The sequence below is a fragment of the Spiroplasma endosymbiont of Phycita roborella genome, from assembly GCF_964031195.1.
Lineage (GTDB): Bacteria > Bacillota_I > Bacilli_A > Mycoplasmatales > VBWQ01 > Spiroplasma_E > Spiroplasma_E ixodetis_A.
The window spans coordinates 177,656-196,098 of record NZ_CAXIQJ010000004.1; the positions used below are offsets into that span (position 1 = coordinate 177,656).

The window sequence follows — 18,443 nt, forward strand, 5'->3', positions numbered from 1 at the left end:
ACCTTCTTTCTTGGCTTTATATGTATTATACTACTTTAATACTATATATATTAAAATAAATTAAGAATAAAAATATTGTTAATTAATTGTTTCTGTTGCATTTTTTATGAAGTAAGTTTAGTGAATAGTTCAAGACCAATTTGATCATGTGCTCATTTATTTGGATGAACATAATCAAAGAAAAAATTATTATTAATAGTTTCTGGAGTTGTTCCATCAATATATTTTGGATTTAAATTTAAAGCTAAACCGGGAATTGATCATTTTATTGATTCATTAGTAATATTTTTTCCTATTTCTTGTGCTTCAGATAATAAATCACTAAAATTAGTTTCTAAGTCAAACGGTCTGATATTAATATCAGAATTATTTTTTATTAATTCAGTAATTTTATCATTTCATTTGTTATTATATTCATTTGATAAGTGGTTTGCTACTTCTTTAACAGATTGTTTTTCATTAACATATTTTGGAATATTACTAATGTTAGGCACATTGGCAATTATTAAATTTTGAGCACCAGCATTAATTAATGTATCAACAGTTTCAAACTCAGTTGTTATTGCATTATTAATAATTGACTCTTGTTTTGCTGTTGAATTTTCATCCATAGCAGAAAGCAGATCATTACCACCTATTTCAATAAAAATATCATCATTTTTTTGTATTTTATGATCTTTTAATAATTGATTAGCTTGGTGGTCAATAGAATAATGATTTAAGAATAATTGATATTCTCAACTATGATTTTGTCCGGCTTGTGCTCCACTTACAGCATAGTTATTACCTTTTTGATATCAAGCTGGTAATAGTTCTGTTCCTAGTTTTTTCGCTAAAATACTAGCAGCAACATCGCCATTAGTAAATGAATTATGATAAAAAGGTTCTTGAAATTTAACTTTATCTATATTTCAAGTATCATAAGTAAAAATATTAGATAAATTACCATTATCTGATAAGCTGTCGCCAAGGACATATAATTGTGATTTAACACTTATTTGTTCATTAAAATGTTTTGCTATCATTTCATTTCCAGCAGTTAAAGTTATTGTTGTCAGAGTGATGTTTATTAAAAATATTTTCATTTGATAAATTCCTTTTCTCATTAAAAATTTAAATATGAAGGTAATTTTTAAAAGAAAACTATATTCTCTTTTAAAAATTAATAACTTAACTTAACTTAATAGTAAGTTATTACCTTCATATTACCATATTAGTAGTAATCAGTAAATAATGTTTTATTACAAAAATAAAAATTGATTTTAAAAAATGATTATATAAATTTAATTATTTATTAAATTTAATGCAGTTTTTAAGAATAATTTTATGTCAATATCGAGTGAAAATTTCCCAAAAATATTGATCAAAAAACACTAATTCTGAATAATCCCTAAAAATTTTAATTCCTATTTTTTAATGTAGGGATTATTTTTATAAAAAGAAGTATAATTTAAACAGATTAAAATAATTAGGAAAAAAATAAATAAAAACTTAATATAGTTTTTAATCCCTTGCTTTAATTTCAAAGTAAATGGTTTTTTTAATGTTAAAAAGTAAAGAAGGTAATAAAAATGGGAAATATTAATGAAAGTTTCAAAAAAGAGACAGCAGATAATGATATTATTAAAAATTTAGAAGAAGGTAATGGAACATACATTAAAAATAACCTTATGCATGTATTAAAACATAAAGAACATCGTAATTTTCAAAATTGAATGGTTACAGAGCCATATTGAAGTGCATGAATAGTATCATCAGATGGAAATACAGCAGAAAGTTCTACAGTTAATATTTTAGAAAGAATAGTTTATGTTGCAAATCATGATAATAAACTTACTTGAGAACTAATGTTAAAAAATGGTGAAAACGATGCAAATCCTAATTTAATTGGCAATTTTTATAATTGATATAGAACTGTAAATGAACCAGAAAATGACAGGTTTGAAAAGAGTGTATTAGAAGCAGCAATTTTAAAAAACAAGCCAAATTTAGTTGAGATTTTAGTTGAAAGTGGTGCAAATATCAATTATCAAAATCCTAAAAATGAAAATAAAACACCATGAGAACTTGCAATTATCGAAAAGAAAAATAAAATAGCAAAATATTTAATTAATAAAATTGAAGTAGATAAAAAAAATAAAAATGGTCAAACACCTTTACATTTAGCAGTTAGATATAAAAATAAGGACATAGTTAAATTTTTACTTGAAAATAATGCCAATTTAAATATTAAAGATAATTGAGATGATACACCTTTATTTGATGCACAAAATGTTAATAATGTTGAAATATTTAAATTATTAGTTAAAAAAGGAGCAGATTTAACGAAAAAGAATAAAAAAGGTCAAACAATTAAACAAGTAGTAAAATTAGAAAAAAAATGTTTAATAATGGAATATGAAAAATTTTGTCCTGATAAATTTACTTTGGAATTATCTGGAAAGTATAAAGTAGTAGATTGAAAACTTACGTATGAAAAAACAGATAATGAGTCAGTGAAAAAAATTATAGGTAAAATTATATCAAAAGATGAAATGCTTAATATAATTAAAAATTACAAAAATGATTTTGATTCAGATGAAATAAACTCAAGCAATTATCAAAATCAACCTTCAACAAGTGGATATACATCACCAAGAATATAAAAAATAAGAGATTGTAATTGCAATCTTTTTATATCTTTAAAATCAATTTTAAGGCATTAAATTTGCTTTTCGACAAACAATTTAAAATTTTATATAGTTAAGTATTCACAAAAATAATCTTTTATAAAAAGAATTTTATCTAATTTTAATTTGACATTATTGGTATCCATATCTTCAAGGATGGTTTTTATTTGGTATATAAACCTTTTTAGTTTTTATCAACTCTTCTTTGATAATTGGTTTTGGTGCTATTTCTTTTAATTCATATACTTGATGATTGTAACTAAGATATAACTCATTAATAAACGATTTAAGTACAATTACATCAGTTCTAGGTTGTATGTATTGAACTTTGTTATTTTTATAAGGAAAATACTTTTTACCATAATATGTTATAGTTGAACCACTATCCGTTTTTCTTTTAGAAAATCTTGAAAGATAAATATTTATTTCTTCTGATGTAGGAGCTTTAATCATAGCAGATTTATTATTATCAATAGCAAAGGCAAATTGATTATTAAAAATACTTATATATGTTTTAAGAAATTGATTAGCTTCTTCTAAATTTTTAATTTTATTAAGTCTAAGTTCACTAATTAAGCGACTTTGAAGTGTTCCAAATAAGCGTTCGATTCTACCCTTAGCTTGTGGAATGGAAGTTCTAATAATTTCAACACCTAAATCATTACAAGACTTTTGGAATTGAGTATAAGTATCATTTTCCGTGTTTATTTTGCCAGCATCGATTTGTTTTTTATATCCAAAAACTGTTCTATTATCAGTATAAAATGTTTTTGGTATGCCATATTTAGTTAAAATTTGATAAAAAACATTATAATAACCATCTAATGTTTCTTGATGATCAAATCATAGTCCGACAATATTGCCTGTAGCATCATCAATTGCAGCATGTAAAAATGCTTTTGGTTTATCCTTACCAAATCAATGATGATTACTTGCATCCATTTGAATTAATTCACCAAAATTTGTTCTACGATTTCTTGTTGGATGTAAGTTATTTTTTTTATTTTTATGTCTTTTTGGTGAAATTATTTTTTCATTCATTAATATATTATAAAGTGTACTATATGAAATTTTAATTTTTTCTTCATTGTTTAATTTCTCATGGAAATGTTGAAAATTAAAATTATAATATTTGGTTTTATATAAATTTATAATCTTAATTTTGATTTCAAAATTTGTTACCTTATTAGAAATTTTATTTCGAGATTTATGAATAAAACCAATTTTACCTTCTCTATTAAAAATTTGAATTAATTGGTTAATTCTTCTAATAGTTAGGTTAAGTTTATTCTTGGCTTGATGTTTAGATAATTTATTAGTAATAATGTCATTTATAATTTTATACTTATATTTTTCTTTCATAGTCATGCTTCTTTCCATATTTATCACCAAGTATATTTAACTTTATTTTTGGGAAATTTTTACTTGATAACTAATAGGAAATTATCACTAAATAATGACATTTAAGAATAATTTTATGTCAATATCGAGTGAAAATTTCCCAAAAATATTTTTTAAAAAATAAATTATTTTGAAAAGTTATACTGTTAAATAAACATAAATTCCAAATAAATTCTTTTCTAGATAAAAATAGAAATAAAGTTTTTTAATTTTTTAAAATTTTTTGTATAATTAATTTATACAAAAAATTATATAAGTTTTTAACTCATTTATTTTAAGATAAAATAAATGAGTTTTTTTATTATTTATTCAAAGGAGAAAATAAAAAATGTTTAAAGTTAAACCTAATTCACCAGTTTATGAATTTTATTATTCTGAAATAAAAAAATTAGAGGGTAAAATTAAAGATAATAAAGAATTAGATAATATAATAAATACTGAAAAAAATCTTAAAGAAGAAATAGAAAAACTAGAAATATATCTAAAAACATTAAATGAAAATTTAAAAAAGAAATATAAAATAATTCCATATATTGAAAAATTAAATATATATGATTTAGAAGATAAAATCGAATCAAAAGGACAAAAAAGGGTTGATAATGTAGGAAAATATTTAAAATTAAAATCAAGTTTAGATTATGATTTTGATTCAATTTTTGAACAATGAAAACGCAGTGCAAACAGTGAAAATCAACCTTTAACAAGTGGATATAAACCAAGCTCACCACAGATGTAAAAGGGGAAGATATTGCATTTGCAATATCTTTATATCTTTAAAATTGATTTTAAGACACCAAATTTGCTCATATACAAATGTTTTAAAATTTTATATGGTTTAGTATTAATAAAATAAATCTCTTCTAAAATATGTTTTTTTACTTTTAATTAAAAATTATTGATATCCATATCTTCAAGGATGGTCTTTATTTGGTATATAAACTTTTTTAGTTTTTATCAAATCTTCTTTAATAATTGGTTTTAATGCTATTTCTTTTAGTTCATATATTTTATTATTATAACTAAGATAGAATTCATTAATAAATGATTTAAGTACAATTACATCAGTTCTAGGTTGTATATATTGAACTTTGTTATTTTTATAAGGAAAATATTTTTTACCATAATATGTTATAGTTGAACCACTATCTGTTTTTCTTTTACAAAATCTTGAAAGATAAACATTTATTTCATTTTGTGTAGGAGCTTTAACCATAGCAGATTTATTATCATCAATAGGAAAAGCAAACTGATTATTAAAAATGTTTATATATGTTTTAAGAAATTTATTACCATCTTCTAAATTTTTAATTTTATTAAGTCGTAATTCACTAATTAAGCGACTTTGAAGTGTTCCAAATAATCGTTCAATTCTGCCTTTAGCTTGTGGAATTGAGGTTCTAATTACTTCAACACCTAAATCATTACAGCATTTTTGAAATTGAGTATAAGTGTCATTTTCTGTGTTTATTTTACCTGAATCAATTTTTTTCTTATATCCAAAAACTGTTCTATTATCAGTATAAAATATCTTTGGTATGCCATATTTAGTTAAAATTTGATAAAAAACATTATAATAACCATCTAATGTCTCTTGGTGATCAAATCATAGTCCAACAATATTTCCTGTAGCATCATCAATTGCAGCATGTAAAAATGCTTTTGGTTTATCGTTACCAAATCAATGATGATTACTTGCATCCATTTGAATTAATTCACCAAAATTTGTTCTACGATTTCTTGTGGGATGCAAGTTATTTTTTTTATTCTTATGTCTTTTTGGTGAAGTGATTTTTTCTTGAATTAATAGATTATAAACTGTACTATATGCAATTTTAGTGTTTTCTTCATTAATTAATTTTTCCTGAAAATGTTGAAAATTAAAATTATAATATTTTGTTTTATATAAGTTTATAATTTTATTTTTAATTTCTATTTTTGTTGCCTTATTAGAAATTTTATTGCGAGATTTATGAATAAAACCAACTTTACCTTCTTTATTAAAAATTTGAATTAATTGGTTAATTCTTCTAATAGTTAGGTTAAGTTTATTTTTGGCTTGATGTTTAGATAATTTATTAATAACAATGTCATTTATAATTTTGTATTTATATTTTTCTTTCATAGTCATGCTTCTTTCCATTTTTATCACCAAGTATATTTAACTTCACTTTTTGAGAAATTTTCACTCGATAACTAATAGGAAATTATCACTAAATAATGACATTAAGAATAATTTTATTGTAAAAAAAATAAAATGTGTTAATTTTAAATCAAAAGATTAGTTTTTTACACATTTACTTTATTTTTAAAGTAAATGGGTTTTTTATAAAATATTGAAAGGGAATAGGAAAAATGAGTAGAAATATAGCAGTAGCAATTGAAAATTTAGTTAATTCGAAAATAGTAGAAGAGTGAGTTTTTCTTTTTGAACAAAAACTTGAAAAAGAAAAATTAAGAAATTCAGAATATATGAAGTTACACAGCAAAGATATATTTTTTAAATATATGTTTTTTGATGAAGATGAAAAACTTGAAGAAATTGAAAAAGCAGAAAAAAAATAAAAATAAAATTAAAAAAAATAGAAAAAATTGAAGCAAAAATAGAAAAAATTGAAGCAAAAATAGAAAAAATTGAAGCAAAAAATAAAAAAAAATAAAGAAAAATAAGAATGAAAAAGAAATTGAAGATTTAAAAAATGAAAAAACAAGACTTAATAAAAAAATCGCTTGTTTACATTTACTTATAGATGATAAAAAAGAAGAAGTAAAAGATTTAGAGTTACAAAGATGTAAAATATTAGAAGAAAAAAGTAAAAATGAGAAAAATAATTTCTTATCAAAAGAAGATAGAGAAATACGAGATATTGAAAATAAAATATGAAAAATTATTTTAGATAATTATTTTCAAGATAAAAGTAATAAGAAACTTATATTAAAAGAATATGAGGAATATGCAAGTAATTTTAAAAAAACTATTAAAGAATTAAAGATTGGTGATAAAAAATGTTATGATGCATTATTAGATATAGTTACAACCTTATATAAAGACGTGTCAAGAGACAAATTATTTTTAGAAAGAGAAAACATAAAAACTGATCGTTGACAAGATATAAATTTAGATGAAGATTCAACAAGATTACAAAATTTATCTTTAGAAAATAAATTTAAACCATCTTTGTAGTCAAAAAATGGAAAGAGAATAAAAGATGAAAGAAACTATAGAAAAAATAAATAATGAATTAAAAGAATTTTGAAATAAAAATCAAAAAAAACATCCTGATATTTGTAAAAATTTAGAGTTATTAGGAATTGTGGTTATAAAAGGTGGTGTTCCTATGATTGGAGTTGCGGGAGGACCTATTGGTATAACTGTGGGCGTACCTATTGGTGTATTGCTAGTTTTTAAAGGTGCACTTCTTCAATTTAAACCAAGTATTGATGAAAAATATAACCAAATCAAAAAGACAAAAAAACTAGAAAAATTATTGAAAAGACTAGAAAGTATTGTAGAAGAAGTAAATTTGCAAGAAGAAAATATTATAACAATAGAATCTGACAGTGAATTAAGAGAAGAAAATTTATCTGATATTTTAAGAAAACATAAATTGTACAATGAAGAGTGTAGAAAAAAATTTTTTGAAGATGATCAATCATTTAAATCTGAAACAAAACTTCAAGATTGAGGAAAAAATATAGGTGAAGAAGTAAATAAATTGCATTCAGTAGCATCTTTAGTACAACAGAATGTAACTAGTAATTATCAAACATCTAAAATGTAAATAAATACAAAAATAAAAAACTACTTAATTAATTTTAAGTAGTTTTTTATTTTTATAATCCGCATTTAGATTGAATACCACAATTATTGCAAGTATAACAACCAACGCTAAAGACAAGGACTCCTTCTTTACACATTGTACATAAGTCACCTAAATCAGTACCAATTTTACGATCTTGACGATCATTACGTCATCCTGGTTTAATTGGTTTTGTTTCATTAATACTATCGGCAAAAGTTTCAGTTAGACCAAGATCACTTAAGTTAACTTGCTCTTGCATTTGATTATCATCATCGGATAAAGATAAGACTTGACTATCTCTACTTCCATCAACATAAACAGTTCCACCTTTTGCTCCATCTTTATATAATTTGTAATATATTTGTTCTACTTTTTTAACAGTGTAACCTTTTGGAGCATTAACAGTTTTTGAAATTGAAGAATCAACTCAACGCTGAATAATACATTGTACATTAGCATGATCTTCAGGTGTTAATTGCATTGCTGAAACAAAAATATCTGGTAATGGTTTTTCTTTAAATTCTGGATGATACTGTAATCAGTCATTTACAATTTTTGCTTTTACTTCCATAAATTTGCCAAGTCTTCCTGAACGGAAATATGAAAAGGCAAAGTATGGTTCAAGTCCTGTTGATACACCAACCATAGTTCCGGTTGAACCTGTTGGAGCAACAGTTAATAAATGTGAGTTACGGATACCATATTTAAGAATATCATTTCTGATGTCTTCAGGCATTGTTTTCATGAAGCCACTATTAATAAATGCTTCGCGTGATTTTAAAAATGGAAAACTTCCTTTTTCTTTAGCAATATTAATTGATGCACGATAAGCACTAGTAGTAATAGTTTCAAAAATTTTATCAATTACTTCATTAGCTTCTTTTGAGCCGTATTTTAGATTACTTCAAATTAGTAAATCATGTAAACCCATTACTCCTAGACCAATTCTTCGTTCACCAAGTGCTTGTTTTTTATTTGCTTCTAAAAAGTATGGAGTGCTGTCAATAACATTATCTTGCATACGAACACAAGTTGTTATAGATTTACTTAGTTCATCGTAAAGAATTTCACTTGTTTTTTTATTAACAAAATTAGCTAAATTAATTGCTGATAAATTACACACTGAATAGGGTGCTAATGGTTGTTCACCACAAGGATTAGTAGCAACAACACGCATACCATATGCTTGAGCATTAGTCATTTCATTAGCTCTATCAATGAAAAAAATACCAGGTTCTGCTGAATATGTAGCACAGAAATTAATTAAATCTCATAAGTCAGATGCATTAATTGTATAATAAGTTTTAATTGGATAACCCATTTTTTCTCAATCATGAACATTACCAATTTTATTTCAATGTTCATCATAAGCTTGTTTTTGAGTTACAGTATAATTATCTAAGTCAGGGAAACGTAAATTTCATTTACCATTTGTTGCAACGGCATTCATAAATTCATCACTAATTGTTACTGAAATATTAGTTCCGGTTAAAAAATCGCTTTTAATTACTTCTCAAGATCCACCAAGTGCTAGTTTATTTTTAGCATTTTCTATTATTTCTTCATTAAAAAGTTGTTCATTATTTAAGATTGATTCAAAAATATTACGATCTTGGTCACTAAGTACTTCAAATTTTAATTTTTTACTTGCTTCATCACGAATTAAACTTGATTTTGAATTTTCTTTTAACCATAATAAAATTTTTGCATTTTGCATTTTTGAAATAATAAATTCGATAATATCTGGATGTCAATCAGCTAGCATAATCATTTGTGCGCCACGTCGTGATCCACCTTGTTCTACTAAATGAGTTAATGTAGATAAATCGTTTAATCAAGAAACAGCTCCTGAAGATTTACCACCAACTGTTTTAGCAACAGTACCTTTTGGTCTTAGTGTTGAACCATTAGAACCAACACCACCACCATGTGACATAATTTCCATAACTTCTTGACGATGGGCAGCAATTCCACTTCGTGAATCATGAATAAAAGGCATTACGAAACAGTTAAAAAAAGTAACATCAGAATCACTATCAGCCCCATATAAAACTCTTCCGGCAGGTACTATATTTAGCGATTTTAATTGCTCATAAAATTCGGATAAATAAACAGATCTTAATTTTGGTGATTCTTTTGTAGTTAATGATTTACTAACACGATAAGCAATTTGTTCATAAAATAACTCTAGTGGTTTTTCAAGTTCATATTTTTGTTTGTGGATAATACCAGCTTTACCAGAAATTTTTATTAGTTCAGGATCAATTGAGCCTAAGTATTCATCTTCAATTTTGATAGCATAAACTTGATTTTCTAATTCTTCAACAACATAACCAATTCCTCTAGTTGGAAAAATAGCGTCTTCACGGATAATACTAATTACCAAATCACCTCGTTTTAAAGTAATTAAATTTTTGTCTTTTTGTGCATAACGATCAAGCATTACCATTCTTGATACACCTTCATGAGTAATTTTATAATCTTTTTCTATTGTTTTTAAGTGTGTAAAATGCTTACTAATATCTTCATTTAAATTATTTTTTAAACTTTCACTGTACATAAAAATTCACCTGACCCTTTACAAATTTATTCTTATTATAACAATTGATAAATTTAAAGTCTAAATTTACATTGTTAGTAACTTATTATTTATTTCAGAAAATAATACGCTTTAAAATAATATCATAATTTATTTTATTGAAATAATTTAATTTTAAACATTGTCTAATTGTTTATTATAAATTTTTATAAATTTAAATTTATTTTATAGTTAAATATTTTTTTCTTTTTTTAAAATTAATAAGTAAAATATATTTTTATGTAAAAACTATTACTATTAAATAATAGTTTCTTTTTATTTTAAATATGATATTATAATTCTAAAATTTTATATTAAAGTTTTTTTGTTTAACTTATTACTTGGTTTTTAAAGTAATGAGTTTTTTATGTTAAAGGAGGATATTTAAATATGCCTATTCAAAATTATCAATCAATTAATGGTGATATTGAAAATGTAAATTCAAGAGAAAATATAGCAACTATTTTTTCAAGTATTAGAAAAAATGCTTTGAAAAATTTAATCATACACGGTTTTAAATTAGGTTGTTTATGTTGTATGGGAGCCTTATTTACAGCTTATATTGAAAATGAAATGACTAGTGATAGATTTAATAGTTTTTGAGAATTCCTTAAACAATTTAAAAATTATCTTTCTTGAGGTTTAGCAAGTATAGGGTTTGGTATTATTTTAGACAAAACTGCTTTTGCATATTTTGATGCTGTTATTATTGATATTAAAGAATTAATAACAGATGAAAAAATATTTACAAATGAAGAATTAGTTGCAGAAAAAATAAAAGAATTGGAAGAAAAAATTAAAAAATTTCAAGACAAGGAAATTGAAAATCGTGAAGAAATTAAATTATTTAAAGAGAATATTTGGAAAGAAATTGCTGTTTCTAAAGATTGTTCAAAGTGTAAAGTAAATGATGAAAATTTTTATACTAATAATTTTCTTAAAGAAGATTTTAATCACAATATAAAATATATTAATAATTTTGTATACTCAAATGAATTTGAAAGACAAAAAATAAATGATGATAATCAGTTTTTAAAAAGTAGTTCTAAATCAAAATCAGCAAAATTATAAATAAAAAATGATGTATACTGTGATTGTAATTTGTATGAATCAAAAATGGAAAGGGAAATAGTTTTTGTATATTTAAATTAAATAAGCGGCAAGCAAGTTTGAAAGAAAATATAATAATTAATGTGATTACTGTTTATATTAATGTAATTTAGTTTGTAGTTTACTTCTCTTTTATTTTTAAAATTTAGTTTATAAATATATGAATTTGATTTATTTGATAACTAAAAAGTAATAGTATCGTTATCAATAAATTCTATGTTATGATAAATATAGTTAAAAGGGTATATAGAATCAAGAAAGTGTATTATCAATAATTTCAAAAATGTAATTGATATTACGTTAATCTTTGAAAATATAAGCAACGAGTTTTAGTAAAAGTAAAATTTAATTTATTAAATGTTTTTTTATTTGGAGGGAGAAAATTTATATATTAAGATAAATTAATTGTAATCATATATTATGGGAGGCAAAAAATGAAAATTGTATTATCTGGTGTAGTTGGTGTTGGTAAGAGCACTATTAGTAGAGAATTAGCAAAATTATTAAAATATAAAATTATGGACGAGCCAGTTACTAGTAATCCCTATTTAGATGATTTTTATCAAAATCCTTTAGAATATGCTTTTAAAATGCAAGTATTTATGCTGATGGCACGAAGTAAACAATTAAAAGAAGCACAAAATTTTAACAATGTTATTTTTGATCGTAGTATTTTAGAAGATCCTATTTTTGTTGAGGTATTAAAAGCTCAAAACAATATGAATGATAGAGATTATGAAGTGTATTTAAATTTTTATAATAATGTTATTATTTCATCACTTTATTTTGATCCACAAATTAAGCCCGATTTAATTGTCTATTTAAAAGCAAATCTTGAAAACACAATTGAACGCATAAACCTTCGTGGTCGTGAATCAGAAAAACATGTACCTCATGAATACTGAAGTTTATTAAATAAAAAATATGAACAGTGATATGAAAAAGAAAAAAATAACTTTAATTTTTTAGTAATTGACACTAATGATTTAACTCCTAAGCAAATAGTGCAAAAAATAATTGATTATATAAAATAAAATTTCTTATTGAAATCAAATTTTTATTTAGTCATTTTTTCTCATGTTATATTAATAATTATTGTTATTTTTCCTTTACTTTAAAGGTAATTACGTTATAATATTGTATGAGTCAAATATTTAAAAATCAAACTTAATATATTTACTCCTTGCTCATCAGAGCCATATGCCCAAAAGGAGGTCTTCGAACATTGGAAGATTTAAAACAAAAGCATAATTATGAAATTATGTACATCGTTGATGATCAAAATCAAGAAAAAGCACAATTAATTAAAAAAGAATTTTGTGAAATTTTAACTAAAAATGCTGGAAAAATTACTAAAGAACAAGATTCTATTCGTCAATTTGCTTATCCTATTAACAAAAAAGTTAAGGGTCATTATTTTATTATTGAAGTGCTAACTTCACCAGAAAACATTGCTAACTTTAATCGTGTAGCTTTAAATAAACAAAGACAATTAGACGTAATGCGTTTTTTGGTTATTAATTTAGATAGTGAAAAAGTTAATAAGTTTAAACCAAAACGTCAAGTAGAATCTAGTTCTCTCTCTCGACCAACAAGACCAAGAAATCATCCTTCTTATAATCGTGATGAAAATGGTGAAAGAAAACCAAGACCAATCGCTGGTACTGAATCATCTTATCGTACAAAAACTAATTACCAAAATTCAAAAACAAATACTAATAATAATGCATCGAATACTGAACAAAAAGATTAATAAAATCTAAGTTAAAAGTGAGGATAAAAAATGAATATTGTTACATTAATTGGTAGAATCACTCGTGATTTAAAGTTACATCAAACTTCAACAGGAAAACCTTTTACTTTTTTTACACTTGCAGTTAATAATATTCAAAATCAAGCTGATTATATTTCGTGTGTGGCTTGAAATAAAGTTGCTGAAAATATGACTAATTATTTAGTTAAAGGTTCTTTAATTTCAGTTTCAGGAAGACTGTCAGTAAGAAAATCAACCGATCAAAATGGAAAAGAACTATATATTACTGAAGTGGTTGCACAAACTGTTACTTTTTTAGATAATCGTAAAAAAGATAGTAGTGGTAATAATGCTAATATTAATTATTCAAAACCAAGAGATGAGAATAAAATTCATTTAGATGATGCTTTTAAAAGTCCTAATTATAGTACTGATATTGCCTTTACTAATACTAATCAGCTTCAAGAAAAAGAAGCGGCTATTCAAAATATAGAATTTGATGAAGAAGATATCATTTGAGATTTAAATAATTAAAGGAGGATAATTATGAACACTGGTAAACCAAGAAATTTTATAAGAAGAAAATCTTGTTTTATTACTAAAAATAATATTACTTATATTGATTATAAAGATATTGAATTACTAAGTAAATTTATGGGTAATAATAACAAAATTTTGCCAGCAAGAACAACAGGTACTAATCCAAAGTATCAACGTTTAATTGCTAAAAATATAAAACGTGCCCAAATCATGGGATTATTAAGATATTCAAGATAAAAAATTGAGTAAGTTTACAAATCTTACTCAATTTTTATTTATTTTTATCTTAAAAATATTTTATTTTAAATAATAGTTTAAAATTAAAATAAAAAGACCTTAATAGTATTATATTACATAAAAGATAATGCCTGTTTTTAGTATTAGTGTTATAGTATAATTAATAATATTAGAAGGAAGTGACAAAGTGTTCAAATCGTTAAGAAATTATCATTTAATAATGATTGTTTGATTAGTAGTTGAAATTTTAATTGGCTTGACTTATTTTATTGTTAATATTGAGACAGCAGAACAAGTGGTCACTATTACTGTAATTTTAAGTTTAGTTTTAGGTAATTTTATTATTGTTTGTCTTTATATTTTTTTATTTAGTTTATGAATTCGTCATCGTTATATTAACACAGCCGAAATCATAAAATTAAATAATGCACAAGCTTTAACTTTTGGTAGTGTTGGTATGATTGTTTTGGATAGTGATTTATCAATTATGTGAGTAAGTGAATTTTTAGAAGATAAAGGTTTAGGTAGATTAATTGGAAAATCAATTGTTAAACTATCAAGAGATTTAGAACAATTAATTAGTAATAATATTACTCAAATTACACTTAAAATTGAAGATATGCTTTATGATGCTATTTATTTAGTACAAACTAGAACAATTTTGTTACAAGAAACAACTAAATATCATTTCTTATATAATAAATTACAGCAAGAAAAATTAGTTTTTGGTGTAATTAGTATTGATAATTTTTATAATTCTTTACAAAAATTAAGAGTTGAGAATCAAATTCGTGTTGAAGCATTTATTAAAACTGAATTAAATGATTTTGCTAATAATTATTCAGGTTTATTATTAGGTAATATTGAAGATGGTTACAATATTTTACTTTATCAAAATGAATTTAATAAAGCAAGAAATGATAACTTTCCACTTATTAAAAATATTCGAGAAGGTGTTAAAAAATTTAAAGCAGATATTACGTTATCTGCTGGTTTCTCTTATGGTAATGCTATTAGTAAAGATCTATATGATTTGGCTATTGAAAGTAAAGAGTTAGCAGTTTATCGTGGTGGTGATCAAGTAGTTATTCGTGAATTTGGTGGTAATACAGTTTTTATTGGAGGTACTATTGAAGCAAAACAATCAGAATCTAAAATTAATATTAGAATGTTTGCACAATCATTATATAATGAAATAAAATTAGCAGAAAACATTTTAGTTATGGGACATGCGGCTGCTGATTTTGATAGTATTTCTTCAGGAACAGCTATTATTGAAATTGCTAAAAGTTTAAATAAAAGTGCTCATTATGTTATTAATCAAAATGAAGTTGATGAAAAAACATTAAAAATTCTTCATGAACTTGTTCCTGAAAGTTATATTAGTCGTAATTTTATTACTGGTAAACAAGCACTTAAATTTCTTCATGCAAATACTTTATTAATTGTTGTTGATACTCATAATCCACAACGCGTTGATAGTCCTGATTTATTAAGTAAAGCTGTAAAAATTATTGTTATTGATCATCATCGTGTTTCTGATGAATCAATTAGTAGCACTATTACTTCTTATATTGATGCAGGAACTTCTTCAACAGCTGAAGCAATGACAGAAATTATTTATTATAATGATTTTAATAATATTGAATCAGAATTTTTATGAAATATAATGTTTGCAGGTATTTTAATTGATACTAATAATTTCCAAGTAAGAACAACAAGAAGAACTTTTGAAGCCTGTGGATTATTAACTGATTGAGGAGCTTCTCCTTCTAAAGTTAAAGGATTATTGAAAAATAGTTTAAATGAACTAATTGATAAATTTGCTTTAATTAGTCACGCCCAAGAAATTAAAAAAGGATTTTTAGTTGCTGTTGGTGATGAAAACTTAGAAGTACATACTTCATATTTAGCCCAAATTTCAGAAATGTTGTTAGACTTACGTGATTGTAAAGCATCATTTACTATTGCTTATGATCGTCAAGGACGTGCCTGTTTATCAGCACGAAGCAACGGTGAAATAAATGTTCAAATTATTTGTGAAAACTTAGGTGGTGGTGGTCACTTTAGTGCTGCTGCTGTCCAAAGTAGTAAATTGGGAATTAGAGCATTGTATGATGAATTGGTAAAACTAATTGAAAGTGGCGTATATCAAAGTGAGAGTGCTACTACTGAAAGGTATTAAAAATTATTAAAATAGAAAGTGAGATGTTTACAATGAAAGTTGTACTTTTAACGGATGTTAAAAATTATGGTAAAAAAGGTGAAGTTGTTAATGTTAGTGATGGTTATGGTAAAAATTATTTATTACCTAGAAAATTAGCTGTAATTGCTACATCAGAAGCATTAAAAATTAATCAAAAAGTAATTGAAAATAAAAAAATACAACGAGAAATGGAATTAGAAGATTTACAAAAAATTAAAGAACAATTAGCTTTAATTACTTTACAATTTAAATTAAAAAGTAATAATGGTAAAGTTTCTGATGCTATTTCTTCAAAACAAATTTGTGAACAACTAGTGCAAAAATATAACATTAAAATTGATAAACATAAATTTGTTAAATTTAATCCTATTAATGAATTAGGTATAACTAACATTAATATTAAATTAGATGTTACAATTATTGCACAATTAAAGGTTGAAGTTTTAGGAGAATAATTATGTCTAACAATGGTCAATATATAAATAATGCAGAAGTTAATGTTTTAAGTGCGATGATTCAATCATCACCAGCATGTGAAAGTGCATTAAATTTATTGGCACCACATGACTTTACAATTAATTCTAATCAAATTATTTTTAAAACAATTACCAATCTTTATAAAAATAATTCCGGTATTGATGTAACAACTATTGCCGAAGAATTAGTTAAGCAAAATAATTTGGATAAAATTGGTGGAATTGAATATTTATCTTCTTTAGTGGCTCAATATATTACTGATGCTAATTTAAAAGAACACATTGATATTTTGATTGAAAGAACTACTAAACGACAATTAGAAAATGCTTTAAAAAATATTGCTAAAGAGTTACAAAGTGAAAAGTCAATTAATGAAGTTTTAATTGCTGCTGAAGCTCAAATTGTACAAGTAAGTAGTGAACGTAATCATGAAGAGATGTTGCCAATTAGTGAACACATTGATGATGTGGTAACTAAAATTGAACAACTACAAAAATCAACAGTTAATATTACTGGTACAAGTTCAGGTATTAACAATTTGGATATGATTACTAGTGGTTTTCAACGAGGTGACTTAATTATTTTAGCAGCTAGACCTTCAATGGGTAAAACCGCCTTAGCACTTAATTTTGCTTTAAATGCTGCTAATGAACAAGATAATAAAAACGATGTTGTTGTTATTTTTTCATTAGAAATGCCAAAAGATCAATTAATTACAAGAATGATTTCTTGTCAAGGACATTTTGATGCTAATCGTTTACGTAATAAGTCTAAATTTACACAGGCTGATTGAAATCGTATTAGTGCTACTGCTGAGCAATTGAAACAAAAAAGAATTATTATTGATGATACACCTGGTTTAAGAGTTTTAGAGTTGCAAACTAAATTAAGAAAATTAAGTCGTGAAAATAGCATTAAGTTAGTAATTATTGATTATTTACAGTTATTAACTGGTAGAGATAGTGAATCACGTCAACAAGAAGTTTCAAATATTTCTCGTAGTTTAAAAATTTTGGCAAGAGAATTAAGAGTACCAATTGTTTGTTTATCACAATTATCAAGAATGGTGGAGAGACGTGAAGAAAAACGTCCTTTAATGTCTGATTTACGTGAGTCAGGGGCTATTGAACAAGATGCTGATGTAATTATGTTTTTATATCGTGATGATTATTATAAGGAAAAAAATAGCGAAGAAACAACAAGTTCACAAGAAAGTAATCTTGCTGAAATTCTTATTTCTAAACATCGAAACGGCCCGACAGGAAAAGTAGTAACTGTTTTTATTCCAAAATGAGGTAAGTTTGAAAATTATACAGGATAAAAATAATAAAAAACCTAAAATTTAATTTTAGGTTTTTTTAAAAGAAGTTAATAAATTAAATTAATTAGTTTTTATTATCCTTCTGGATTTAAACTTTTAAATAGTTTTCCTTTATTATCACTAATTTTAGTTCCAGCGTAAACAATACCATTGACATTTAATAAACTATGTACTTCACCACCACTGCTACTTCAACTAAAAATACCAATTGCTACTGTATAGACAACTTTAAATAATCTTCCTTTACCATCAGTAGTTCTTGTTCCAACAAAAATTGTATTATTATCATTAACTAGACTTAAAACTTCACCATTAGTATCTTTTCAGTTAGTTACTACTGTATTTTCACCA

17 protein-coding genes are annotated in these 18,443 nt (G+C 24.2%); 13 read left to right on the plus strand and 4 right to left on the minus strand.

The genetic code is table 4. The annotated features are described in order from the left end of the window. Window positions 1-104: 104 nt before the first annotated feature. Window positions 105-1,085 carry an SGNH/GDSL hydrolase family protein gene (locus tag AAHM95_RS03035; RefSeq protein ID WP_342274068.1) on the minus strand — a complete coding sequence of 327 codons (981 nt, stop codon included), beginning with the start codon at window positions 1,083-1,085 and terminating at the stop codon, window positions 105-107. Window positions 1,086-1,571: 486 nt separating this feature from the next. Between AAHM95_RS03035 and AAHM95_RS03040 the strand changes: the two genes are divergently transcribed. Further along, on the plus strand, window positions 1,572-2,645 hold the full coding sequence (locus AAHM95_RS03040; RefSeq protein WP_342273918.1) for an ankyrin repeat domain-containing protein: 1,074 nt from the start codon (window positions 1,572-1,574) through the stop codon (window positions 2,643-2,645). Window positions 2,646-2,801: 156 nt separating this feature from the next. Here the strand turns inward: AAHM95_RS03040 and AAHM95_RS03045 are convergent, their stop codons facing one another. Continuing rightward, window positions 2,802-4,049: an ISNCY family transposase gene (locus AAHM95_RS03045; protein WP_342273919.1), complete on the minus strand. Its 1,248-nt coding sequence runs from the start codon at window positions 4,047-4,049 to the stop codon at window positions 2,802-2,804. A gap of 349 nt (window positions 4,050-4,398) precedes the next feature. On the opposite strand from AAHM95_RS03045, the gene AAHM95_RS03050 reads away from it, so the two are divergent. Further along, a complete protein-coding gene (locus AAHM95_RS03050; RefSeq protein WP_342273977.1) occupies window positions 4,399-4,806 on the plus strand; it encodes a hypothetical protein in 408 nt (135 codons plus the stop codon). Between the two features lie 156 nt (window positions 4,807-4,962). On the opposite strand, the gene AAHM95_RS03055 is transcribed toward AAHM95_RS03050, so the two are convergent. Then, window positions 4,963-6,210, minus strand: coding sequence for an ISNCY family transposase (locus AAHM95_RS03055; RefSeq protein ID WP_342273976.1), 1,248 nt, complete (start codon window positions 6,208-6,210; stop codon window positions 4,963-4,965). A 212-nt stretch (window positions 6,211-6,422) separates the two neighbouring features. Here AAHM95_RS03055 and AAHM95_RS03060 point away from each other — a divergent pair, with 212 nt between their 5' ends. The 3 genes from AAHM95_RS03060 (at window position 6,423) to AAHM95_RS03070 (ending at window position 7,849) form a co-directional block, all read left to right on the plus strand. Then, window positions 6,423-6,632: a hypothetical protein gene (locus AAHM95_RS03060; RefSeq protein WP_339041856.1), complete on the plus strand. Its 210-nt coding sequence runs from the start codon at window positions 6,423-6,425 to the stop codon at window positions 6,630-6,632. Between the two features lie 487 nt (window positions 6,633-7,119). Continuing rightward, window positions 7,120-7,251, plus strand: coding sequence for a hypothetical protein (locus AAHM95_RS03065; protein ID WP_342274069.1), 132 nt, complete (start codon window positions 7,120-7,122; stop codon window positions 7,249-7,251). A gap of 25 nt (window positions 7,252-7,276) precedes the next feature. Further along, complete coding sequence (locus tag AAHM95_RS03070; RefSeq protein WP_342274070.1) at window positions 7,277-7,849, plus strand: hypothetical protein; 573 nt, start codon at window positions 7,277-7,279, stop codon at window positions 7,847-7,849. A 52-nt stretch (window positions 7,850-7,901) separates the two neighbouring features. On the opposite strand, the gene AAHM95_RS03075 is transcribed toward AAHM95_RS03070, so the two are convergent. After that, window positions 7,902-10,430, minus strand: a complete 2,529-nt coding sequence (locus tag AAHM95_RS03075) for a vitamin B12-dependent ribonucleotide reductase (protein ID WP_342274071.1) — start codon at window positions 10,428-10,430, stop codon at window positions 7,902-7,904. 408 nt (window positions 10,431-10,838) lie between these two features. Between AAHM95_RS03075 and AAHM95_RS03080 the strand changes: the two genes are divergently transcribed. The 8 genes from AAHM95_RS03080 (at window position 10,839) to dnaB (ending at window position 18,092) form a co-directional block, all read left to right on the plus strand. After that, the gene (locus tag AAHM95_RS03080; protein ID WP_338975678.1) at window positions 10,839-11,519 is read left to right on the plus strand and encodes a hypothetical protein; all 681 of its coding nucleotides are present in this window, start codon (window positions 10,839-10,841) and stop codon (window positions 11,517-11,519) included. 473 nt (window positions 11,520-11,992) lie between these two features. Further along, the gene (locus AAHM95_RS03085) at window positions 11,993-12,592 is read left to right on the plus strand and encodes a deoxynucleoside kinase (RefSeq protein WP_338978382.1); all 600 of its coding nucleotides are present in this window, start codon (window positions 11,993-11,995) and stop codon (window positions 12,590-12,592) included. A 191-nt stretch (window positions 12,593-12,783) separates the two neighbouring features. Then, the gene (rpsF, locus tag AAHM95_RS03090; RefSeq protein WP_342274072.1) at window positions 12,784-13,311 is read left to right on the plus strand and encodes a 30S ribosomal protein S6; all 528 of its coding nucleotides are present in this window, start codon (window positions 12,784-12,786) and stop codon (window positions 13,309-13,311) included. 30 nt (window positions 13,312-13,341) lie between these two features. Then, the gene (locus tag AAHM95_RS03095) at window positions 13,342-13,845 is read left to right on the plus strand and encodes a single-stranded DNA-binding protein (RefSeq protein WP_281748838.1); all 504 of its coding nucleotides are present in this window, start codon (window positions 13,342-13,344) and stop codon (window positions 13,843-13,845) included. Between the two features lie 12 nt (window positions 13,846-13,857). Beyond that, on the plus strand, window positions 13,858-14,088 hold the full coding sequence (rpsR, locus tag AAHM95_RS03100) for a 30S ribosomal protein S18 (protein ID WP_342274073.1): 231 nt from the start codon (window positions 13,858-13,860) through the stop codon (window positions 14,086-14,088). Window positions 14,089-14,275: 187 nt separating this feature from the next. After that, window positions 14,276-16,273 (plus strand): DHH family phosphoesterase, encoded by a 1,998-nt coding sequence (locus tag AAHM95_RS03105; protein WP_252320081.1) that lies wholly within the window; start codon window positions 14,276-14,278, stop codon window positions 16,271-16,273. Between the two features lie 32 nt (window positions 16,274-16,305). Beyond that, window positions 16,306-16,749, plus strand: a complete 444-nt coding sequence (rplI, locus tag AAHM95_RS03110) for a 50S ribosomal protein L9 (RefSeq protein WP_342274074.1) — start codon at window positions 16,306-16,308, stop codon at window positions 16,747-16,749. Window positions 16,750-16,751: 2 nt separating this feature from the next. Next, on the plus strand, window positions 16,752-18,092 hold the full coding sequence (gene dnaB, locus AAHM95_RS03115; RefSeq protein WP_342274075.1) for a replicative DNA helicase: 1,341 nt from the start codon (window positions 16,752-16,754) through the stop codon (window positions 18,090-18,092). Window positions 18,093-18,443 lie beyond the last annotated feature (351 nt).